The sequence below is a fragment of the Leucobacter sp. Ag1 genome (genome assembly GCF_000980875.1).
Taxonomy (GTDB): Bacteria; Actinomycetota; Actinomycetes; order Actinomycetales; family Microbacteriaceae; genus Leucobacter; species Leucobacter iarius.
Genome location: NZ_LAYO01000060.1, coordinates 1 through 22,377, shown reverse-complemented (window position 1 = coordinate 22,377; position 22,377 = coordinate 1). Strand labels below are relative to the sequence as shown.

General features: G+C 71.7%; 18 protein-coding genes. 13 read left to right on the top strand and 5 right to left on the bottom strand.

The window, feature by feature from the left end; genetic code table 11:
- The first annotated feature begins 63 nt into the window (after positions 1 to 63).
- The 4 genes from XM48_RS01890 to XM48_RS01875 all read left to right on the top strand — a co-directional run bounded on the left by XM48_RS01890 (position 64) and on the right by XM48_RS01875 (position 4,362).
- Complete coding sequence (locus XM48_RS01890; protein WP_046454082.1) at positions 64 to 1,500, top strand: amino acid permease; 1,437 nt, start codon at positions 64 to 66, stop codon at positions 1,498 to 1,500.
- A gap of 2 nt (positions 1,501 to 1,502) precedes the next feature.
- The gene (locus tag XM48_RS01885) at positions 1,503 to 1,976 is read left to right on the top strand and encodes an Lrp/AsnC family transcriptional regulator (RefSeq protein ID WP_046454081.1); all 474 of its coding nucleotides are present in this window, start codon (positions 1,503 to 1,505) and stop codon (positions 1,974 to 1,976) included.
- 161 nt (positions 1,977 to 2,137) lie between these two features.
- Complete coding sequence (locus XM48_RS01880) at positions 2,138 to 3,313, top strand: heparan-alpha-glucosaminide N-acetyltransferase domain-containing protein (RefSeq protein ID WP_052961229.1); 1,176 nt, start codon at positions 2,138 to 2,140, stop codon at positions 3,311 to 3,313.
- A gap of 8 nt (positions 3,314 to 3,321) precedes the next feature.
- Positions 3,322 to 4,362, top strand: a complete 1,041-nt coding sequence (locus tag XM48_RS01875) for a hypothetical protein (protein WP_046454080.1) — start codon at positions 3,322 to 3,324, stop codon at positions 4,360 to 4,362.
- 26 nt (positions 4,363 to 4,388) lie between these two features.
- Here the strand turns inward: XM48_RS01875 and XM48_RS01870 are convergent, their stop codons facing one another.
- The 4 genes from XM48_RS01870 to XM48_RS01855 all read right to left on the bottom strand — a co-directional run bounded on the left by XM48_RS01870 (position 4,389) and on the right by XM48_RS01855 (position 10,469).
- Positions 4,389 to 6,314: a glycosyltransferase gene (locus XM48_RS01870; protein WP_052961228.1), complete on the bottom strand. Its 1,926-nt coding sequence runs from the start codon at positions 6,312 to 6,314 to the stop codon at positions 4,389 to 4,391.
- A 78-nt stretch (positions 6,315 to 6,392) separates the two neighbouring features.
- Entirely contained in the window at positions 6,393 to 8,642 is a 2,250-nt protein-coding gene (locus tag XM48_RS01865; RefSeq protein ID WP_046454078.1) for an acyltransferase family protein, read from the bottom strand.
- Between the two features lie 58 nt (positions 8,643 to 8,700).
- Entirely contained in the window at positions 8,701 to 9,075 is a 375-nt protein-coding gene (locus XM48_RS01860; RefSeq protein WP_046454077.1) for a hypothetical protein, read from the bottom strand.
- Positions 9,072 to 10,469 carry an O-antigen ligase gene (locus XM48_RS01855; protein WP_046454076.1) on the bottom strand — a complete coding sequence of 466 codons (1,398 nt, stop codon included), beginning with the start codon at positions 10,467 to 10,469 and terminating at the stop codon, positions 9,072 to 9,074. Before XM48_RS01855 ends, XM48_RS01860 begins: the two co-directional genes overlap by 4 nt.
- 57 nt (positions 10,470 to 10,526) lie before the next feature.
- Between XM48_RS01855 and manA the strand changes: the two genes are divergently transcribed.
- The 4 genes from manA (at position 10,527) to XM48_RS01835 (ending at position 16,861) form a co-directional block, all read left to right on the top strand.
- The gene (gene manA / locus XM48_RS01850; RefSeq protein ID WP_052961227.1) at positions 10,527 to 11,846 is read left to right on the top strand and encodes a mannose-6-phosphate isomerase, class I; all 1,320 of its coding nucleotides are present in this window, start codon (positions 10,527 to 10,529) and stop codon (positions 11,844 to 11,846) included.
- Between the two features lie 106 nt (positions 11,847 to 11,952).
- Positions 11,953 to 12,264, top strand: coding sequence for a WhiB family transcriptional regulator (locus tag XM48_RS01845; protein WP_046454075.1), 312 nt, complete (start codon positions 11,953 to 11,955; stop codon positions 12,262 to 12,264).
- 116 nt (positions 12,265 to 12,380) lie between these two features.
- A complete protein-coding gene (locus tag XM48_RS01840; protein WP_231580767.1) occupies positions 12,381 to 15,464 on the top strand; it encodes a glycosyltransferase in 3,084 nt (1,027 codons plus the stop codon).
- Complete coding sequence (locus tag XM48_RS01835) at positions 15,461 to 16,861, top strand: DUF5719 family protein (protein WP_046454074.1); 1,401 nt, start codon at positions 15,461 to 15,463, stop codon at positions 16,859 to 16,861. The genes XM48_RS01840 and XM48_RS01835 overlap by 4 nt, the downstream gene beginning before the upstream one ends.
- Here XM48_RS01835 and XM48_RS01830 read toward each other — a convergent pair.
- Entirely contained in the window at positions 16,851 to 17,150 is a 300-nt protein-coding gene (locus XM48_RS01830) for a DUF3499 family protein (RefSeq protein ID WP_046454073.1), read from the bottom strand. The genes XM48_RS01835 and XM48_RS01830 overlap by 11 nt on opposite strands.
- A gap of 50 nt (positions 17,151 to 17,200) precedes the next feature.
- Here XM48_RS01830 and XM48_RS01825 point away from each other — a divergent pair, with 50 nt between their 5' ends.
- The 5 genes from XM48_RS01825 to XM48_RS01805 all read left to right on the top strand — a co-directional run.
- Positions 17,201 to 17,668 carry a hypothetical protein gene (locus XM48_RS01825; RefSeq protein WP_046454072.1) on the top strand — a complete coding sequence of 156 codons (468 nt, stop codon included), beginning with the start codon at positions 17,201 to 17,203 and terminating at the stop codon, positions 17,666 to 17,668.
- A gap of 108 nt (positions 17,669 to 17,776) precedes the next feature.
- On the top strand, positions 17,777 to 18,460 hold the full coding sequence (mtrA, locus tag XM48_RS01820; protein WP_046454071.1) for an MtrAB system response regulator MtrA: 684 nt from the start codon (positions 17,777 to 17,779) through the stop codon (positions 18,458 to 18,460).
- Positions 18,461 to 18,469: 9 nt separating this feature from the next.
- On the top strand, positions 18,470 to 20,179 hold the full coding sequence (gene mtrB / locus XM48_RS01815; protein WP_052961226.1) for an MtrAB system histidine kinase MtrB: 1,710 nt from the start codon (positions 18,470 to 18,472) through the stop codon (positions 20,177 to 20,179).
- Positions 20,176 to 21,864 carry an LpqB family beta-propeller domain-containing protein gene (locus XM48_RS01810; RefSeq protein WP_046454070.1) on the top strand — a complete coding sequence of 563 codons (1,689 nt, stop codon included), beginning with the start codon at positions 20,176 to 20,178 and terminating at the stop codon, positions 21,862 to 21,864. The genes mtrB and XM48_RS01810 overlap by 4 nt, the downstream gene beginning before the upstream one ends.
- A gap of 115 nt (positions 21,865 to 21,979) precedes the next feature.
- The coding region (locus XM48_RS01805; RefSeq protein ID WP_046454083.1) for a ComF family protein at positions 21,980 to 22,377 on the top strand (398 nt) is incomplete at its 3' end.

Below are 22,377 nucleotides of genomic sequence, written 5' to 3'. Positions count from 1 at the left end.
CGCGCTCGCCGCCGCGGCCGGCGGCCGGGCCGCGGGTCGCGTCGCCGCCGAGGGGGTGCTCGCATGACCGAGGTGCCCACCATCACGACCACGACGAAGGGCCTGCAGCCCGGGCTCACCCGCCGGCAGATCTCGATGATGGGCCTCGGCGGCGCCATCGGAGCCGGCCTGTTCGTCGGCTCCGGGCAGGCGATCGGCATCGCCGGCCCCGCCGTCATCGTCTCCTACCTCGTCGCCGGCACTCTCGTCGTGCTCGTCATGGCGATGCTCGCCGAGATGGTCGCGGCCAACCCGAGCTCCGGCGCGTTCAGCTCCTACGCGCAGAAGGCGATGGGACGCAGCGTCGGCAGCGCCGTCGGCTGGCTGTACTGGATCCAGCTCGTCGTCGTGATCGCGGCCGAGGCGACGGGTGCCGCGGGCATCGTCGCGCACCGCTTCCCCGGACTGCCCGACTGGGTCTGGGTGCTGGTGTTCGTGGTCGCGCTGACCGCGGTCAACCTGCTCGGGGTGCGCAACTACGGGCGATTCGAGTTCTGGTTCGCGACGATCAAGGTGGCCGCGATCATCGCGTTCCTCGTCGTCGGTGTGCTCGCCATCGTCGGGCTGATCCCCGGCACCCCGGCCGCGGGCGTGGGCAACCTCGTCGACCACGGCGGATTCGCGCCCACCGGGATCACCGGTATCGCGGGCGCGCTGCTCATCGTCGTCTTCGCCTTCGGCGGCACCGAGGTCGTCGCGATCGCCGCGGCCGAGTCCGACAACCCGGCCCGCAACATCCGCCGGATCGTGCGCGAGGTCATGGTCCGGATCCTGGTGTTCTACGTGGGATCGATCTTCGTGATCGTCGCGGTGCTGCCCTGGAACGACGCCGCCGTGCTCGCGGGGCCCTTCTCGGCCGTGCTCGACACCCTCCGGATCCCGGGTGTGGGCCTCGTGATGGATCTCATCGTGATCGTCGCCCTGCTGTCGGCGATGAACGCGAACATCTACGGCGCGTCGCGCATGATCTTCTCGCTCAGCGAGCGCGGGCTCGCTCCGTTCGTCCTCATGCGCACGAGCGAGCGCGGGGTGCCGCGGTTCGCGGTGCTCGCGTCGGTCGCCTTCGGCTTCGTCACCGTGATCCTCAACTGGATCTGGCCGGAGCAGGTGCTGCCCGCACTGCTCAACGTGGTCGGATCCACGCTGCTCGTGATGTGGGCGGCGACCGCGCTGGCGCAGCTGATCCTGCGCCGTCGGGCCGACGCCGCGGGCGAGGCGCTGCCGATGCGGATGTGGGGCTTCCCCTGGCTCTCGGGGGCCGCGCTCGTGCTGCTCGCCGGTATCATCGTGCTCGCGATGTTCAACGAGGGGGCGCGGACGCAGCTGCTGCTGACGCTCGGCCTCACCCTGGCCCTGCTGCTCGTCGCGCGGCTCACCCGAGGCCTGTCCCGGCCCGGTGTGGTCCGGCGCGAGGCGGGCGGGACCGGGGCCGAACCGGGGACGCCGACGACGAAGGAGTGACGATGCGGATCGACGAGCTCGACGCGGCCCTGATCCGGCTGCTCACCGACTCGCCGCAGCTGCCCGTGCTGGAATGCGCGCGGCGGCTCGGCGTGGCCCGGGGCACCGTGATCAGCCGGTTGGCCCGGCTGCACGAGCACGGCGTGATCGAGGGGATCGTCCCGCGGATCGATCCGCGCGGTCTGGGGTACGCGCTGACGGCGTTCTGCCAGGTCGAGATCGATCAGAAGGTCGGGCACGACAAGGTCGCGACGGCGCTCGCCCGCGCGATCCCCGAGATCGTCGACATGCACACGGTCACCGGCATCGCCGACATGCAGCTGCGCGTGGTCGCGCACGACGCGGATCAGCTGCAGAGCGTGCTCGATCGGATCGCGCTCGTGCCCGGCGTCGCGCGCACCGCGTCGTCGATCGCGCTGCGCACGCACTTCTCGAGCCGTGTGCTCCCGCTCGTGGAGCACACCGCCGGGGCGTGAGCGGGACCACGCAATTCGGAGGTGACGGACGCCCCTCCTCGTGATCGGTCGGCGAGGAGGGGTGAGGCATTTTCAAAGGGAGACATGTTCTTGCGCTAACATGCTACCGTTTACCGAAACGCCGAATTTGTACCTGTTCGGCGATGAAGGAGATGCCGGTAGTGAATCCCGCCCGATGCGCGGAAGCCTCCGTGCCGAACCCGGGAACGCGGAATCGCTTCGCGGCACTCGACTGGGCCCGGGGCTGCATGCTGGTGCTCAGCGTCACCGTCAACAGCCTCCTGTTCATGCCGGCCTGGTTCGACCACTCGCCCTGGGACGGCGTGCACCCCATCGATCTCGTCTTCCCGCTGTTCGTCACGCTGTCGGGGTGCGGACTCGCCTTCGCGATGAGCCGCGGCGTCAGGTTCCTCCCGCTCCTGCGGCGCGTGGTCGTCCTCGCCGTGCTCGGTCTCGCCTACAACGCGGTGATGAGCTGGAGCATCGACCCGGCGACCTGGCGCTTCACGGGGGTCCTCCAGCTCTACGCGCTGATCGTGCCAGGGATCGCGCTGCTGCACCTGGTCACCCGGAACGCACGCGGCTGGGCCGTCCTCACGGTCGTCTTCGCGGTCGCGCACTCGACGCTGCTCCTCATCTCCGGCTCCGAGTGCCGATTCGGGATCCTCACCCGGGAGTGCAATCCCAGCGGGCCGATCGATACCACCGTCTTCGGTGCGTCCCACGTCTACGCGCAGGGTGCCCTCGGGCACGACCCGGAAGGACTCGTCGTGCTCCTGGGTGCCATGGTCTCGGCGAGCGCCGGCGCCACCGTCGGGCACCTGATGCGCGCGATCGCGGCACGGAGATCGGCGGAGGCGGAGGTCGCTCCGGTCTGGCACGACATCCGGCCGATGGTGCTCCACGGCGCGTTCTTCGTCCTTCTCGCCTGGTTCCTCGTCTACGTGTACGCGCTGCCCTTCGGCGTGCAGCTCCCGGTGATGAAACGGATGTGGACCGCCCCCTTCGCGCTCGGCATCGCGGCGATCGCGATCCTCCTCCTCATCGCGGGGTACCTGCTCAACGATCGGAAGCCGCAGACGCCTGTCGAGCGGCGCGCGTCGTTCCCGCTCATCTCCATGGGGCGCAACTCGTTGCTCGTCTACTTCGGTTCGCACGTGCTCACCCGGGTGCTCGATCAGCCGTTCGGTTCGGGCGGGCTGTCGATCGCTCAACGGTTCGTGATGCACTTGCCGTCGCCGCTCTTCGCGCAGACCCTGTGGACCGGTGCCCTGCTCGGCGGGTGGGTGCTCCTCGCGATGCTTCTGCACCGACGGAAGATCTATCTGCGGGCATGAGGGGAAATGTGAGGACCTCACCTCGGAGGGGCGAGTGCGGCGCCGTCCGCCTCCGCCGCATCTTCGCGTGGGCCGTAGCGATCTGCTCGATCACGACGGCGACCACCGCGATGTCGGCGTTATCCGCAGCCCAGGCGCAGGAGCGGGCAGGAGCGGTCCTCTACATCGCTCCGCACGCGGACGACGAGTTCCAGTTCTGGGCGCAGGCCGAGTCGCGACGCCTGGACTACAAGATCTTCGCGACGATGACGCTGGGCGAGCAGAGCGGGTTCTGCGACCCCGCCCTCTACTCGACGGCGATCCAGGAGGATCTCGGCGAGGCGGCTCCGGAGCCGACGCCCGCGGGCCGCTGGACCGAGAGCTGCGAAGCCGCTCGAGTCGAGTCCGCAGTCCGGTTCTACGAGACCATGAGCGAGACCGATCCGACGCTTCCCGGTGACTTCGGGGAACCCGAGACCTTCGTCCTCGACACCGGAGGGGTCGAGCTGTGCCGAACCGACGCCGACGGGCCCGCGGCGCGGTCGAACTGCGACGAGCGGCTCCGTCGGGTCCTTGTATTCCACGACCGCGGTGAGCGGGGCGCGCTGGTCTTCTTCAACCTGGGAGACGGGGACCTCGACCAACAGCGGGTCTCGCTGGCGATCCGGCAGCTGCTGGAGAACCGCGGAGACTGGGGTCTCGCGGCCCAGTTGCCGGTCGAGGGGATCGTGGGGGCCTACGCCCATGAGGGCGGGTTCTATCCCTGCTTCGACTACCCGCACCCGGATCACATCGCCGTGCACGAGACCCTCTGGTCGGTCGATTTCGGCAGCGGGCCGCAGATGGGCGCGACCTGCACGCTCGATCCCAGGCGATCCCTGACCCGTGAGGTCTCAGCGGCGAGCCGAGGCGCGGCGTCGACGCTCGGGCCCCACGGCGAGCGAATCGGCGCCCACAACCGCTTCTACGGTTGGCTCCACGCCGACGTCTACCCGTTCAGCCGCTTCTCCGAACAGACGCTCTTCCACCGGCTGCAGTCCTACTGGGTGCGGTTCAACGACTCGCGCTAGACACCCGTCGACAGCCAGAGGGGCTCCTAGCGCCCCTCGAAGGTCTTGCGCCACTCCTCGACCGAGACGAGCTCGGGCAGCGCGGCACGGTACTCGGCCGCGAGCCGATCCCAGTTGCGCGAGATCTCCCGGGTGAGCGCACGGCTCTCCTTGAGCAGCCGGCGGAACTTGGCTCGATCGTGCCGGTACCAGGCCTTACCGGCGCCGTCGGCGGTGCCGACGACGACGCTGTGGTGCCCGGGCACGCGCCACCAGTTCGCGTCGCGCTTCGCGTACTCGAGCTCCGGCTCGGGCGCGTTGCGCTCGTCGCCGTTCCGGAGCCAGTGCTTCGGCGTGGCCTTCAGCGTGAAGAGCGCCAGACGGATGCCCGTGGGGGATCCGCTCTCGCCGAGCTGCGGCAGTGCGCGCCCGCCGCGCGCGACGGGCGTCTCGGGATCGCCCGAGCGGTAGACGCGGGTCTCGGGGAATTCCGCCGCGATGCTGCGGGCGCGCGGCATCGCCTTGCCGATGTCGGCGTGCAGGCCGTTCGGCCCGTCGAGCACCGAGCGCAGCGCGTCGACCGCGAGCTGCACAGCGTAGTACTGCATGTTGAGCAGCTTCTTGAGGTCCTGCCGGCCGCTGTTCTGGAGTATGAGGCCGCCGTGCGGTTCGCGCGAGTGCAGCAGGCCGGCGATGATGCGGTTCCGGGTGTGGAAGAACGCCTGCCAGTCCTGCGTGTCGTCCTTGTCGAGCCACGACACGTGCCAGAGCGCCACACCGGGCAGCGAGACGGTGCGGAAGCCGTGCTCGCGGGCGCGCAGACCGTATTCGGCGTCGTCCCACTTGATGAACACGGGGAGCGACAGCCCGACCTCGGCGATCACCCGCTTCGGGATCAAGCACATCCACCAGCCGTTGTAGTCCGAGTCGAGGCGCGCGTGCATCCACGGGGTCTGCCGCAGGTTGCTCGCGCGGAAGTCGTGCCGGCTCTGCTCCGGGAACGACGGCCCCCACATGAAGGGGCCCGGGCGCACGACCTCGGCCCAGGCGTGCAGCACGGGCTTGTCGAGCAGGTCGAACATGTGCCCGCCGACGATGGTGGGTTCCCGGCTGAAGCGCCCGAACTGCAGGGCGCGCAGCGCGCTCTCGGTCTCGAACTCCACGTCGTCGTCGAGCAGCAGCAGGAAGTCGGAATCGGGGCGATCGAGCGTCTCGGCCATGGCGCGCGAGAACCCGCCCGACCCGCCGAGGTTGCCCTGTTCGATCACGTTCAGCGTCTCGCCGAGGCGGGCGGCGACCGCGTCGAAGCCGGCCTCGTCGCGCACCTTGCGCGTGCCCTGGTCGACGAGGAAGATGCGGTCGATCACGTCGACGAGCGCCGGGTTGCCCGCGATGTTCTCGAGCGTCGCGACGCAGTAGTCGGGTTTGTTGTACGTGGTCATGCCGAGGCTCAGGCGGCCGGTCGACGTGGGCTCCGCGTCGGTGCTCCAGTCGCCGCCGACGAGCGTCACGTCGGATTCTCCGGCGATCAGATCGAACCAGTACCAGCCGCCGTCGCCGAAGTTGTTGAGCGGCAGCTCGAAACGCAGCTCGAGGTCGGAGCCGGCCCCGGTGCTCTCGGCGCTGGCGAACTCGCGGGAGTCGACCCGCTGCTGAGCGCCGCCCGCATTGGTGCGGTAGACGATCGCGGTGCCGGCGCCCCGCACGCGCAGCGTGAGCGCGACGGAGTCGACCACGGTCCACCGCTGCCAGTAGGCGGCGGGGAACGCGTTGAAGTAGGTGCCGTAGGACACGCGCTGGCCGCTGCGGACGCGTGCGCTGTCGCGCGACAGCACGTCGTCGATGTGCGCGACCGAGCTCAACCGCACCGGTTCCCCGTTGATCGAGGACCAGGTCTCCGGGTCCGTGTAGAGCGGGAGGACGTCGGGATCCCGGTTCTCGGGGAAGACGATGTGCTGCAGGGTGGTGGGCATCGGCGGAGTACGCGACCTTTCGGGTTCGTCCATCGGCGCGGACGGGCCGCGACGATACGGCATCGTACCCTGCCGAGATTACTGTTCGGGTTTCGGCGGGAGCAGCGGACGACCCAGCGCGCGTCCGAGCTCCCGGCCGAGCGGTTCGGCGAGAGATTTTGCGTAGCTCCGGGACAGGTGATCACGGTCGTAGAACACGGGAACCCCGCCGATCACGCCGCTGCAGATCGGACCGGGGGTACCGCCCTCGCGCCCGCTCGGGGCGCAGAAGCGGGGTGTGAGGTCGACCACCCGGGTGTTTGGGAGCCCGAGGCCCGCCGCGGCCTCGGCCAACGGATCCGGTTTCAGCGCCTCGCGCATCGGAGCAGTGCAGCCCTCCGGGCGGTTCCCGTTCGCCGTGACGCAGTCGATGCCGAGTCGGGCGCCATCGTTCGGGATGTCGCGGATCACCGCGATCTCGGTGCCCGACCGAGCCAGATCGTCGAAGAGGGAACGGACGCCGTCGGCGTACTGCTCGGTCTGGGGGCGTCCCGTCCCGTCGTCCACGACCTCGGCAGCGCCCCAGAGCGAGACGATCAGGAGCGACGGCGGGGCCGCGCGCAGGCGATCCCCGACCTCGGTGTTCCAAGCCGCGCAGGAGGCGGTCTTCTTCGCGGGCGCACCCTTGAACGTCGCCAGCGGGGCATCGACGAGCGGGCAGCCGCCGTGCATCGTCGTGCGGACCCGCCAGTCGTTCCCGCGTGCGAGATCGTATACGGCGCCCTTCCAATGCTCCGCGTGGGAATCTCCGACGAGCCAGACTTCGCCCGAGGTCGACTTCGATTCCGATTTCGGTTCCGCGGGACGCGAGCCGGCGGAACCGCTGAAATCGCACTCCACGAGGCTCGGCTTGCCGTCCGCGAGGATCTGCCGATCGGGCGGTGCCAGCACGCACTCCTGCGGGCTGAACCAGGGGGTGTTGCGGTCGCCGCCCGGCGGCACCTTCGCCGGACCGAACGGATCGCCGCAGCGCTGCCGGGCGTCCGGTGCGAGCGCCCCCGCCCCGAAGCACTCCGAGGCCGCGAATGCTCGTTCCCGATCGGCCGCGCGCTGCTGCAGCGCGGACGCGGACGCGGTGACGCCCAGCGCTGCGGCCCCGATCAGGAGCGCCGAGGCGAGCGCGGCGAGCAGCGGCACCCGCGGACGCGCCGATGCGAACAGGCGGGACCGGCCCGGATCCTCGACGAGGTGCTTCGTCGCGGCCGCGAGTACGAGGCTGATCGCGATTACCCCGATGCGGGCGGTCGTGCCGAGCTCGCGATGCAGGGCGAAGGGCAGGATCACGATCAGCGGCCAGTGCCAGAGGTACAGCGAGTATGAGATGTCGCCGACGTACTGCACGGGGCGCCAGGACAGCCACCGCAGGGGCGACCACGCGGGCGCCTCGGACCCCGTCGCGATCAGCAGCGCGGTCGCTCCGACCGGCACGAGGGCCCAGGCTCCCGGGAACGGCGTCTCCGCCGTGAACCGGAGCGCGGCGAAGGCGAGCGCGAGGAGCCCGATCCACTGGGCGACGCCGCGCACTGCGCTGCCTCCGGGGCGCGCGAGCAGGCGCTCGATCCGGGCACCCGCGAAGGCGAGCGCCCCGCCGGCGAGGAACTCCCAGCCGCGGACGAAGGTGTGGAAGTAGGCGACCGCGCTGTCCGCGCCCGTCAGCCACAGGCAGAATGCGAACGAGACGAGACCCAGCCCGACGGTCAGCGCGATCAGCGCCGGGCGCACCGCGCCGCGCGCCCGCCGCTCGGCGAGCCAGCCGACGAGCAGGATGAGCGCCGGCCAGACCAGGTAGAACTGCTCCTCCACCGACAACGACCAGTAGTGCTGAACGGGGGTCGCGGCCTCGCTCTGTGCCGAGTAGTCGACCGAGGTGAGCGTCAGCACCCAGTTCTCGAAGTAGGCGCTCGCCGCGAACACCTCGCGCGCGATGCGCTCCCAGCGCTCGGCCGGCACCCAGAGGATCGCTGCGGCGAGGGAGGCGAGCGCGACGAGCAGCGCCGCGGGGAGGAGGCGCTTTGCGCGCCTCGCGTAGAAGCGCGGCAGTGAGATCGTGCCCCGTCGATCGTGCTCCCGCAGCAGGTGCGAGGTGATGAGGAAGCCGGAGATGACGAAGAAGATGTCGACGCCGATGTAACCGCCCGGGACGTGCCACGGCCAGAGGTGGTTGAGCAGGACCAGCCCGACAGCGATCGCGCGGAGCGCCTGGATATCGGTGCGCACCGGGGTGCTCGTGCGCGACCGTGCGCGGTCGCGCCTGCGGGCCGTGCGCGCGGAAACGATCGAAGTGGACATCCGGACCATTCAAGTCCGCCTGCGCCGACGGCGCAATTCACGTCCGCCGCGGCCGGGCTCAGGCTCCGGCGGGCCGGCGATCGAGCTCGAGACCCGCGGTGCACTCCCAGACCGCGAGCGTGAGCTCCGGGCAGAGACGGGCGACCTCGCGCATGAGCTCGAACTCGACGCGGTCGGCATTGCGTCGGTGGATGACGGCGTCCGGGCCGGAGCCGCGCGAGGCGAGGCGCGCCAGCGCGAACTCGGCGAGGCGCCCCTGCTCCTCGAGGAGCTCGTCGCGCACGGCGCGGACCACGAGCACGTCGACGCTGGGCAGCGTCTCGATCGATTCGGCGGGATCCTCGCCCATGCGACCGCGCTGCTCGAGCAGCGCGTCCCGTTCGATCCGCGCGTCCTCCCGGAGCGCCGGCAGGCGCTCCTGCACGGGCATCATCGCGAGGCCCGATCCGGTCGCACCGCGGCGGCACCCGGGGCTTCCCGAGGGATCGGGATGCGCCGCCAGGGCAGCATCGCGGGCTCGGTATCGGGTGACGGCAGTCGGAAGTCGACGCGGGACTTGACCGCGAGGATCACGAGCAGCAGCCAGCCGTTCTCGACGAGGATCCGGCTCTCGGTGAGGGACTGCACGAGCAGGGCGACCATCATCAGGAAGGGCCAGAGCGCGCTGGTCGCGTAGGGGAGCGCGGCACCGGGCCCGCGGCGCGGCTGATCGACGGCGCGGAACCAGGTGCGGAGCAGGGTGAGCACGACGAGCGGCGCGAACACGAGCACGCCGAGCAGGCCGAGCTGGAACCAGACGTCGAGCCAGGCGTTGTGCGCGCTCGGCACGGGCAGACCGACCTTCGTGTCGAGGCTCGCGAACGGCTCGATCCACGTGGGCCAGTAGCTGACCCAGCCCCACCCGATCCAGGGATGCTGCGATCCGTGCTCGATGACCTTCTGCCAGATCTCGATGCGCCCCGTGAGATCCGAGCTCTTGCCGAACAGGCCGAAGACCGTGTCGCGGGCGAACACGACCGAGAGCACCCCGGCGAGGGCGAGAGCGAGGCCCGTGAGGTAGACGGGCATGCGGCCCTCGGGTCCGCGGCGGCGGGCCCAGAGGGCGAATGCGAGCGCGGCGGCGACCGCGATGAAGGCGACCCACACTGTCGCACTCCGGGTGAGCACGATGCAGAGGAACGCGAGAACGACCCAGAACCAGCCGGCGACGGGACGCACGAGGCCCGCGCGGAGCTGGATCCCGAAGGCGATGAGCGCGAGCAGCGCGAGGAACCCGAACAGCACCGAGCTGCCGAGCAGCCCCTGGATCGGGCCGCCCGAGAACAGCAGGTCGCGGCTCCACCAGGTGAGCTTCGAGAACTTGCCGTCGGGGCCGGGCTCGATCCACCAGGGCACCACCGGGTGCCGCACGAAGACCGACACCCACAGCTCGAACAGGATCGAGAGCCCGATCAGCCAGCGGAACGCCGATGCGAGGGTGCGCAGCAGCTCGTGCCAGCTGAGGACGAAGGCCAGAACCACCGCGACGGCGGTGGTCGCGAACTGCACGGCGGCGCCGATCGCCGACCAGGCGGTGTACTGCGACCACGCGACCGAGAGCAGCGCGACGCCCAGGAACCAGTAGAGCGGAGCGGGCAGGCGGTACCAGCGGAAGTCCGCCGGGCGCAGCCGGACGAACAGCACGACGCTGACCGCCACGATCACCCCGGCGATCGCGAAGTACGCGGGGATTCCGACGAGGTTCCGCACCGCGTTCCCGCCGAAGGTGAAGAGGAAGACGGCGATCGCGTGAGCGCTCACCCCGAGCCTGGTCTTCGTCTCTGCCACAGACGGTATGGTAAGCCATGCCCGCTGCCAGGACCCTATTCGTCGGAGGCGACGCACGTGCTGATCTTCATCCGGAACACCCCGCGCAACTACGCGTGGGGCTCCCGGGACGCGCTGCCGGAACTGCTGGGAACCCTGCCCACGGGTGAGCCGCAGGCCGAGCTCTGGCTCGGTGCGCACCCGGGCAGCCCGGCATCCGTCGCCAAGGCGACTCCCGTCGCGCACACGCTCATCGATCTGATCGCGAGCGATCCCGAGCGCTACGGCGTCGACGGCGACCGTCTCCCGTTCCTGCTCAAAGTGCTCGCCATCGGCGCGCCGCTCTCCCTGCAGGTGCACCCCGACGCGACGCAAGCCGCCGCCGGGTACGCCGCCGAGGAGGCCGCCGGGATCCCGCTGGACGCCCGCGAGCGCAACTACGGCGACCCCGGGCACAAGCCCGAGCTGCTCGTCGCGCTGGGCGAGGTGAGCGCGCTCAGCGGGTTCCGCCCGCTCGCCGACGCCCGCGACGACTTCCGCGCGCTCGCCGCCGCGGCCGGGGGATCCGGCACCGCCGCGGGCCGGGCGCTCGCCGGACTCGCCGAGCAGTGCACGGCGCTCGGCGAGGGGGATCCCGTCGCCGCGAGCGCCCGTCGCCGTGCCGAGTTCTTCGCCTGGGTATTCAGCGGAGCGCCCGAGGTGGACTCAGCCGGACAGGCGCTCGCCGACGTCGTGCGCGACGGCTCCGCATCGATCGAGGGGATCGATGCTCATCGGCTCGCCGCGCTGCGCGGCCTCGTCGCCGCGCACGCCGGCGATCCGGGCGTGCTGGTCTCGATGCTGCTCCACCTGGTGCGCCTCGCCCCGGGCGAGGCGATCTACCTCGGTGCCGGCCAGCTGCACGCCTACCTGAGCGGGATCGCGGTCGAGGTCATGGCAGCGTCCGACAACGTGCTGCGTGCGGGTCTCACGCAGAAGCACATCGACATCGCGGAGCTCACCCGCATCGTCGATCTCGGCGAGCTGGACGAGCCGCGCTGCGTCGCGGGGAGCCCGGCTCCGGGCGTGCGGTCGTGGGAGCCCGACATTCCGGACTTCCGGCTGATGCGGGTGCGGCTGCGCGAACCCGAGGAGCCGGGGCTGCCCGTCGGGGACGCGACGGATCGCGCCGTGATCGAGGCACCGTTCCCGCTCGTGCTGATCGCGACCGAGGGGCGGGCCCGTGTGGAGCGCCCGGAGGCGGATCTCGCGGAAGTGGCGAACCTGCGCAGGGGGCAGTCCCTGTACGTCTCGGCGGGCGACCCGATCGAGCTGACGGGGACCGGTGAGGTGTTCCTGGCGACGGTCGGGCGCGGCTGGGCGGGACGCGGCGCGAGCGTGTCGCAGACCCTCAAGTAACACTTGAGGGTTTAGACTCTTCGGCTTGACTTCATCGAATTACACCGGTGTAATGATTCGAGGCGTCGGTTGACGCGACGGTTTTCGGGAAGGGAGAGAAGTGCAGATGTCTGATACCTCCCCCACCTCGGTTCCGGGCAACTGGTTCGTCGACCCCGTATTCCTCGGGGTTCCCGGCGTCCGCCCCTCCGAGGACGAAACCCTCGCCTGGCAGGCGGATGCGCTCTGCGCCCAGACCGACCCCGAAGCGTTCTTCCCCGAGAAGGGCGGATCGACCCGCGAGGCCAAGCGCATCTGCGAGAGCTGCGAAGTCCGTTCCGAGTGCCTCGACTACGCGCTCGCCAACGACGAGCGCTTCGGCATCTGGGGCGGGCTCTCCGAGCGCGAGCGTCGCCGCCTCCGCCGCGAAGCCATCTAGCTCCCGCGCTCGACGCCGGATCCGGTCGCTCCTCCCTGTGAGCTCGCCGCTCACCGGCATGGCGGATCGTCGCGGGCCCCGAGCCCGCCTAGGCTGATTCCGATATGCGCACCAGAGTGACCGCCATCCTGGTCGCCCGGCAGGGCGGCGAATGGCTTGACCAGACCATTGCGGGGCTCGCCGCGCAGACGCGCCGACCCGACCGCGTCATCGCGGTCAGCAACGGAGGGTCCGAGCGCGTCGCCGGCCAGCTCGCCTCCGCCGGGCCCGAGCGGGTCGTGACCACCACCGGCCAGCTGTCCTTCGGCCAGGCCGTGCAGCGCGCGATCGACACGCTGCCGGAGCCCGCGGGCGACGACGAATGGTTCTGGCTGCTCAGCGAGGACTCCGCCCCCGAGCCGGCCGCGCTCGAGCGGGTGCTCTCGACGGTGCAGCGCGCACCCTCGGTCGCCATCGCGGGCCCCAAGCTCGTCGACTGGGATCACCCCGAACGCATCATCGAGCTCGGGCAGAGCCTCACCCGCAGCGGGTCCCGCTGGATGCTCCGGCGGCAGGAACTCGATCAGCAGCAGTACGACCACCTGCAGGACGTGCTGGGCGTCGGGCCCGTCGGCATGCTGGCGCGACGCGACGCGTGGGCCGAGCTCGGCGGTTTCGACCCGGCGCTGCCCGTCTTCGACGACGGACTCGACTTCAGCGTGCGCGCCCGCCTCGCGGGGTACCGCGTCGTGGTGTCGCCCGAGTCCCGGATCCGATTCGCCCAGAGCGGTGTCGCGGGTCCCCGGATCGACCGCCGCCGTTCCGTCATGCGCACGGCGCACCGGCAGGCGCGCACCGCGCACCTGCACCGGCGGATCGCCTACGCGCCCGGATTCCTCGCCTTCGTCATGTGGCTCGGGCTCCCGCTGCTCGGTGTCGCCCGCGTGTTCTGGGCGCTGATCCGAGAGCAGCCCGGTCAGATGCTCGGCGAGTTCGCCGCGGCCTTCACCGTCTTCTTCCGCCCGGGCGCGATCCTGGCCTCGCGGCGCAGGATCCGTGCGGCGAGCAGCGCGGGCTGGGCCGCGGTGCGGCCGCTCCGCGTCGACCCGAAGGCGGTGCGCACCGCTCGCATGATCGACCGCGAGGCGATCCTCGCTTCCCAGGGGCGCCAGCGCCGCGAGCTGCACTTCGTCTCGAGCGGCGGGCTGACCGTGCTCGTCGTCTCGATGGTCGCGGCCGTCGCGCTCTGCTGGTGGGCGCTCAGCCGCACCAGCCTGGTCGGCGGTGCGCTCGCCCCGCTCAGCCCCGTCGGCGAGCTCTGGCAGAACACCTTCATGCACGACGGCGTGCCGGCCGATCCCTTCGCGTGGGTGCTCGCCGTGCTCGGCAGCCTGACCTTCTGGAACCCCTCGCACATCGTCGTGCTCGTGTTCATCGCCGCGATCCCGCTCTCGGCGCTGGGCGGCTGGATCTGGGGTGCGCAGCTCACCGAGTCCCGCGCGGGACGCGTCCTCCTCGGCCTCGGCTGGGCGCTCAGCCCCGTGCTGCTCGGATCGCTCTCCTCGGGCCGTCTGCCGACCCTGATCCTCGCGGTGGCGCTGCCCTGGCTGCTGCTCGCGGCCTCCCGCTGCCGCGAGTCGTGGAGTTGGGCCGGGACCGCCTCGCTCCTGGCGGCGGTGGTGCTCGCCTGCGCGCCCGTGCTCATCCCCGCGGCGGTACTGCTGCTGATCGTCGGACTCTGCACCTCGCTGCGCGGGATCGCCCGGGTCCTCTCGACCGCGATCGCGCCGCTCGTGCTCTTCGCGCCGAAGACGATCGCGGCCTTCGCGGCCGGTCGCCCGATCGACCTGCTGCTCGATCCCGGGATCACCCCGGCCTATCAGCCGGGCAATACCTGGCACCTCATGCTCGGATTCCCGGCCTTCGGCCTCGAGGGCTGGTCGGGCATCTTCGACGCGATGGGGCTCGGCGGGGCACCGGCGACCCTGCTCGTCGGCGTGCTGCTCGCCCCGATCGCGCTGCTCGCCGTGCTGGGACTCCTGACCGGACGCATCGCGGTCACGCTGCTGCTCGCACTGGCCGGGGGCCTGGGCTTCGTCACCGCGATCGGTGCGGCGCAGCTGCAGCTGCTGATCGAGGGGCCCGAGAGCGTGGCGCTCTGGACCGGATCCGGGATCGCCCTCTACTGGCTCTCGGTACTGGGGCTCGCCGCGGTGGGCTGCAGCGTGCTGCGTCGCGTTGCCGGCCCGCTCGTCGCCGTCGCGCTCGTCGCCGCGTTGCTGGCGGTCGCTCCGCTCGCCGTCCGCCTCGTGACCGACCAGACCGGACTCCGTTCGGCCGATGCGCAGATGCCGGCCATCGTGCAGGCCGCGGGAGCCGCCGACCCCGAGATCCGCACGCTCGTGCTCACCGCGACCGGGCCCCAGGAGGTCCGGGCCGAGCTCGTCACCGGAACCGGTGTGCGGCTCGACCAGATCCGCACCTCGGAGCGCGCTCCGAGCCTGACCGCTGAGGACCGCGTCGTCGGTCGCCTCGTCGGCGGGCTCGCCAGTACGGGCGGCCCCGACCTGCGCGGCGATTTCGCGAAGGAGCGCATCGGCTTCGTGCTGCTCGCCGCGGGCGGCGACGACGGCGAGCGCGGGCTGCTTCAGTCGGCGTTCGACCAGCAGACCACGCTCTCGAGCGCGGGGCAGACGGCGCACGGACTGCTCTGGCGGGTCGAGGGGCAGGCCGCCTCGGACGGCGGCGGTTCGCACTCCGACGGCAAGCTCACCGGCACCTCGCTGAGCGCGACCACCATCTGGTGGGCGCAGGCGATCGTGCTGCTCGCGATGCTGCTGCTCGCCCTGCCGACCGGTGAGGTGGTCGATCGCCCCGAGCGCCGCAAGAAGCCCAAGCGCCGCCGCGGGGACGATCCTGCGACCGGGCCGAACCTCGCAGCGACGTCCGAGGCGAGCGCTCCGGAGCCCGCGGCGGTTCCGGATCGCGCTGCCGAGGTGCCGTCCGAGGTCCAGCCGCCGGCGCAGCCGGAACCGGCTTCCGCGCCGGAACCGGAGCCCACGGCCGAGCCGGGAGCCGCAGCGGAATCGGCCCCCGCGGCCGAGCCGACTCCTGATCCGGAGGCCGAGCCCTCGGCCGATCCTGATCCCGCGCCCGCTGCGGCGGTCGACGCGGATCCGGCCGCGGAACACGAAGACGGACCCGAGGAGCAGAAGCGATGAACAACGCCCAGCGCGCCCTGCGCGGCGGACTCCGCGCGGCGACCGGCCTGATCGTGCTCGGCGCGGCGGCAGCGGGTACCGTGCTCGTCACCTCCGCGTCGCTCCCGACCGTGCGGAACGCTCCGCTCTCGGTCACCGCGAGCACGCAGGCGGACGCCGTGCGCTCGATCGTGTGCGCGGGATCGTTCGCCGAGCTCGGCGCGAATCCGCAGACCCCCGACGCCGCGGTCCCGACCGGCACCGCGGCCGTGACGCAGGTCGGCTCGACGGACGAGAAGTCCGAGCTCAAGCGCGACGTGCCCGGCGGCACGGCGCCGATGGTGCTGCGCGCCTCGGGCACGAACCCGCTGGGAGCGGCCCAGACCCAGACGCTCGACACCGCCACGCTGCGCGGCCTCACCGCGACCGCGTGCGTCGAACCGGCCAACGAGCAGTGGCTCGTCGGCGGGTCGACGGCGCTCGGTTCGAGTTCGACGGTCACCGTCGGCAACCCGAACACGGTTCCCGCCACCGTCAAGTTCAGCCTGTTCGACACCGCGGGCGAGGTCGCCTCGTCGCAGACGGTGGGCGTGCTGGTGCCCGCCGGCGCCGAGCGCACGGTGGCCCTCAACGGCTTCGCGCCCGGCCGGGACGGCCTCGCGGTCCGGGTGGAGAGCACCGGCGCCTCGGTCACCGCGGCGCTCGGGCTCTCCCAGACCGAGCAGCTCTCGCCCAAGGTCGCCGATATCGAGACCCGGCAGCTCGCGCCGAGCACCCGGCTCGTGATCCCCGGGCCGACGAACATCTCGGGCGAGGACATGCACGGCGACGGCGACGGCGGCAGCGCGGGGGACTCCTCCGGCATGGTCGTGCGCGTCCTCGCCCCCGGGCGCGACGGCGGGACCGCGACCGTCCGCGCGCTTCGCCCCAAGGGCGGAGCGGTCGAGCTCGGGACGGTCAAGCTGAAGGCCGGCGCGCTCGGGCAGCTGAAGGTCGCCAAGTGGCCGGCGGACGCGACCGCGGTGGTCGTCACCTCGGACGTTCCGGTGGTCGGCGGGGTGCTCGGCACCGCATCGGCGGGCGGATTCTCGGACGGCGGCTGGTTCGCGCCCGCCCCCGAGATCGCTGCCGGAACCCCGGTCGCGGTCCCGATCGTCGCCGACGGGCAGCTCGTCATCGCGAACGACGGCGATTCGACGGCCACGGTGACGCTCGACCAGGGCGACGGCAAGCAGACCTCGACGGTATCGGTCCCCGCCGGAGCCTCGGTGATCGCACGGGCGCCGAAGAACGCGCAGCTGGTCAGCGATCAGCCGGTATCCGCCGGGGTCCGCGTGGTGAAGGGCTCGGGGATCGCGGGCTACCCGATCATGCCCGCCGAGGTGCGGGCGCGCACGATCACGGTCTTCACCGACTGAACTCCTGCGGCTCGCGTCCGGGGTCGTGGCGCACGAGCGTCCAGCCCGCGGGCGGGGTGAGGCGGTCCCGGTGCTTCGGGCAGAGATCGAGTGCAGGCGGGGTGCGCTCGGGGCTGAGCGGGCCCACGGCCATCACGCTGCCGCCGTAGTCCGCCGTCAGCGTCGCGACCGCGGGCGCTCCGCAGGCGACGCGGGCGCAGAGCCGGTCGCCGGGGCCGGGCGCGCGCGACGGGCTGCCGTCGTCGGCGTTCGAGTCGGGGGTCTCTTCGCGGGGAGCTGCGCTACTCATCGCCTCCAGCGTAGGCGCCGGGGCTCCGAACGGTGGCCTAGACTGGCGGCATGTTCGGGCGCTCACGATCCGGCCGGGAGCGGCCTTCCCAGCCGGTCCCGGTGCGGGGCTCCGCTGCCGGCAGGCATCGCCACGGCCGCCGCCCCATCCGGTCCTCCCTGACCGGCCCCTCGCTGCCCGATCCCGATGCCCGGGTCGTCCGGTTCGAGATCGACGCGCGGGCCGCCCTCGAAGTGCTGCAGGCCGCGTTCCCCGAGGAGCTCCGCGGTGTGCGCTTCGCCTACGCCACCGCTCCGAGCGGCCAGGGCGAGAGCGAGCATCCCCAGTTCTATGCGATCGATCGGCGGGCCCGGTCCATCGTGCTGTTCCGCATGCCGATCCAGCGCGCGCGGGGCCTGCACATCGAGGACGAGGAGCACCGCGCGCTGTTCGTCGGGCGCTGCGTCTACCTCGCGGTGTGCGAGTACCTGGGGCAGGATCCGTGGGATCTGCTGCCCGGCCGCTTCGACCATTTCTGAGCGGGCCGACCGCGGGTCGGGGCCCGGTGGACCCGGTTTCCGGACACGGACACGGATTCCTCGGGACATATCGGCGAAACCGCATCGCCGACCAGACATAATGGGTGCATGAGCGCGCGGATTCTGGTGGTTGACGACGACAGGTCGCTGGCTGAGATGCTCGGCATGGTGCTCGAAGGAGAGGGCTTCCTCACCGACCACTCCGCCGACGGATCCGAGGCCCTCGAGGCCTTCCGCGTCTCGCGACCGGACCTCGTGCTCCTCGACGTCATGCTGCCCGGCATCGACGGCATCGAGGTCTGCGCGCGCATCCGTGCGGAGTCCGGCGTCCCCATCATCATGCTCACGGCCCGCACCGACACGACCGACGTGGTGCGCGGTCTGGAGGCCGGGGCCGACGACTACGTCGTGAAGCCGTTCAACCCGGCGGAGCTGATCGCCCGCATCCGCGCCCGCCTGCGCGAACCGCAGCAGGAGGCGAACGAGCGACTGCGCATCGGCGACCTCGACATCGACGTCGCCGCGCACGAGGTGCGTCGCGGCGAGACCGTGATCCCGCTGACCCCGCTCGAGTTCGACCTCCTCGTCATCCTGGCGCGCAAGCCCCAGCAGGTGTTCACCCGCGAGGTGCTGCTCGAGAAGGTGTGGGGCTACCAGTACAAGGCGGACACGCGCCTGGTCAACGTGCACGTGCAGCGTCTGCGCGCCAAGATCGAGCAGGATCCCGATCGCCCCGCGATCGTGACCACCGTGCGCGGCGTGGGGTACCGCGCCGGCATATCCGACGCCTAGCGGGTCGACATGGCGGGAGGACGCACAGCGCTCGGGCGGCGGCTGCGACGCGCGCGCATCCGCTGGATCCGGGCGAGCCAGCCGGTGCTCGGGCCGTTCCGCGCCCGCTGGCGCCGGTCGCTCCGCCTGCGCACCATGACCTACACGGGTCTCATCACGGGCGTCATGATCCTGATCTCGGGCACCTACATCCTCGCGAGCATCGGCGACGACCTCTATTCGTCGCGACGCGATCAGGTGCTGCAGGACGCCGCGCGGGCGACGCTCGCCGCGCAGAGCCAGCTCGACGGATCCGACGCCGCCGACCGCAGCGCGCTCTCATCGCTGGCCAACTCGGTGCGCGCCACGGTGGGCGACACCACCTCGAGCCAGATGATCTACGTCCGGCGGCAGCCGCACCAGACCCCCCTGGCGGACGCCCCGCTCGACAGCAACACCTCGCCCGACCTCGTCAACGCGATCACCGCGGAGCTCTCCGACGCGGTGATGTCGCGCAACCAGCCCCAGTACTGGCAGGCGGTCACCCTGCACTCGGCGAGCGGGGAGCCGGTACCCGGCATCGTGGTCGCGTCGACGCTGACCTTCCCGTCGGGAACGGGCACCTACGACCTCTTCATCGGGTACAGCCTCGCCGATACGCAGCGCACGCTCGGGTTCATCCAGCGGACGCTCGTCCTGACCGCGCTGATCCTGATGCTGCTCATCGGTGCGCTCGTCTGGATTATCGCCCGCATCGTGTTCCGGCCGATCCGCGCCGCCGCCGACGTGAGCCGACGCCTCGCCGCGGGCGAGAGCCGAGCGCGCATGCCGCTGCAGAACGACGAGCACTTCGACGAGCTATCGGCGAACTTCAACGACATGGCCGACACGCTGCAGGCCCGCATCGACGAGCTCGACCAGGTGTCCGAGATGCAGCAGCGCTTCGTCTCGGACGTCTCGCACGAGCTCCGTACCCCGCTCACCACGATCCGGCTCGCCAGCGAGGTGCTGCAGGCGCCGACCGCGGTGCCCGACGGCCCCGAGCTCACGGGGTCGCAGCAGCGCGCGCTCGAGGTACTGGGCAACCAGGTGGAGCGCTTCGAACAACTGCTCGGCGACCTGCTCGAGATCTCGCGCTACGACGCCGGCCGCATCACCATCGAGACCGAGCCGACCAATCTCGTGTCGCTCACCCGCGAGGTCGTCGACGGCCTGCAGTCCCTCTCGCACGGGCTCATCGAGGTCCGCGCGATCGGCGGCTACAGCCCGATCGAGGTCGACCCGCGGCGCATCCGACGGATCGTGTCGAACCTCGTGGGCAATGCGATCGAGCACGGCGAGCGGAAGGCGATCGTGGTCACGATCGACTCGAACGCGGCCGCCGTCGCGATCTCGGTGCGCGACTGGGGCATCGGCATGAACACCGAGGATGTGGCGCACGCGTTCGACCGCTTCTGGCGGGCGGACCCCTCGCGCAAGCGCACCCTCGGCGGAACCGGCCGCGGGCTGGCGATCGCTCGGGAGGACGCCGCGGTGCACGGCGGACTGCTGGAGGCGTGGTCGCGGCCGGGCGAGGGCTCGAACTTCCGGCTCACCCTGCCGCGACGCGAGGGGACGGCGAGTTTCGTGTCGCCAATCCCGCTCGTGCCCGACGACGTCGTGCCCGACGCGGGCGACCCCCAGGCCACCGGGGGCTGGCTGCGTCGGCCGAAGCGGCGCGTGAAGAAGGAGGGGCGATGACGGGGCGGATCCGGAGCATCGGGCGCATGGTCGGAGTCGCGGCGATCGCCGCGAGCGCGCTGCTGCTCGCGGCCTGCAACGCGATCCCCCAGTCGGGGCCCGTCAACGTCGGGCTCTCGGACCTGACGAAGGGCGATCAGCTGGTCTCCTACTCCCCGCCGGGACCGGCGAAGGGCGCGAGCCAGAAGGACGTCGTGATCGGCTTCGTCAACGCCGCCTCGTCGAGCCAGGACGACTACCGGGTGGCGCGCGAGTTCCTCACGCCCGAGTACTCCAGCCAGTGGGATCCCTCCACGGGGGTGTTCGTCTACGAGGGCGCCCGGCCCTACAGGTCCGAGGAGGACAACGTCGCGGTGCTCTCGTTGCCGGGCATCGCGACCGTCGACGAGCTCGGCGTGCTCACGCCGGCGCGACCGGGCGCCACGAGCGACGTGCGCTTCGAGCTCGCCAAGGTCGACGGGCAGTGGCGCATCGCCTCCGCTCCGGCGGGCGTGATCCTCGACCGCAACGTGTTCCGGACGGTGTGGGCGCCGCGCGATATCTCGTTCCTCTCGCCCGACGACCGGCTCATCACCGAGACCCGGTGGTTCCTGAACGGTCCGGGCATGGCGACCCAGGTCGTGAACGCGCTGCTCGCCGGTCCGTCGGAGGAGCTGCGCGGGGCGATCCGCACGGCCTTCCCGGAGGGCACCGGCCTCGTCTCGAACTCGGTCACCGTGCTCGACGGCACCGCGAAGATCGACCTGACGGGTCAGGCCGCCTCCGCGGATCACGGCGCCCGCCAGCTCATCCTCCGCCAGCTCGCGGCGAGCCTGCAGTCGGTGCAGGGGGTGAACCGCTTCGATCTCTCGATCAACGGCTCGCTGATCGAGAGCTCCGCCGTGGGCTGGAGCGACGGGGGCACCCCGACCGCTGATCCGCGCAACACGCTCGTGCTGTCCCACGGAACCTTCGGCAGCCTGCTGGCGGGCAAGGTGGAGGCGCTGCCGAAGCTCGGGTCGCGCATCGTCGAGATGCGTCCCGACGGGGTCACCGTCGCGGTCGACCGCAGCTCGGCGGTGGTGCGGTCCGGCGGGACGCTCACCTGGACGGACGGCGCCCAGGAGATCGAGATCCCGACGTCCGGCTCGCAGCCGCTCGACCCGTCGATCGACCGTTTCGGCTACGTCTGGAGCAGCGCGAAGGGGGTCGGCGGGTCGATCATCGCGGTCAAACCGGGCGAGGACCCGATCACCCTCGCCGTGCCCTGGGCCGCGGGGCTGCGTCCGGTCGGGATCCGCGTCTCGCCCGACGGGGTGCGGCTCGCGATGCTGCTCGCCGACGGCGATGGCAGCACGGTGCGGGTCAGCGGGATCGTGCGCGACGCGCACGGACGGCCCAGCGCGATCACCGCGCAGGGGCCCGAGCAGATGTGGACCACCGGTGCGCCCCTCGACCTGGACTGGAGCGACGCCCAGCACTTCGCCGTGCTCACGCGGGTCGGCGAGGCCGGGAAGGTGACCATCGGTGCGCCGAGGCAGTTCTCCGCCGAGTCCGGATCGGTCGCGGGTGCGACCCGGTTGAGCGGCGGCGGCAGCAAGGCGTTCCTGCGCGTGCTCAACGCGGACGGGCGTCTCTTCGCCGGCCAGGGGATCGGCTGGCAGCCGCAGTTCGAGGATGTGCAGGTGCTCGCGAAGGTCGGTTGACGCCGGACCGCGGGATCGTCCTCCACCGCGTGCGCGGACGCGTGTTCCGGCCGGATCCCGGTCGTGCGCTGTGCGGAGCCGGGCGAGGGCGTCATCCGCACGCGACTCTGGAGGCATGACCTCCGAAGACTCCGCCCGCGCACGGTGGGACGCGCTCCGCCACGACCTGCTCGCACTGCTCTGGCCGGGCAGCTGCGTCGCCTGCGGCGCACCCGACCGGGTGTGCTGCGCGCCCTGCCTCGCCGAGATCCGCGGACAGGCCGGCGCTGCTCCGCGACCGCTCGTGCGTCGACTCCCGCGCCCGGAGCGACCGGCGCTCGAGCTGCGCGCCGCCGGGCGCTACGACGGTGCCCTGCGCGCCGGGCTCGTCGCCTACAAGCACGCGGGCCGGGTCGGACTCGCGAAGCCGCTCGGCGCCCGGCTCGGACCGGTGCTCGGCGCGGCGATCGCGACGGCTCCGGAACCCCCGCTCGTCGTGGCGGTGCCCTCGCGACCGGCGCGCGTGCGGGAACG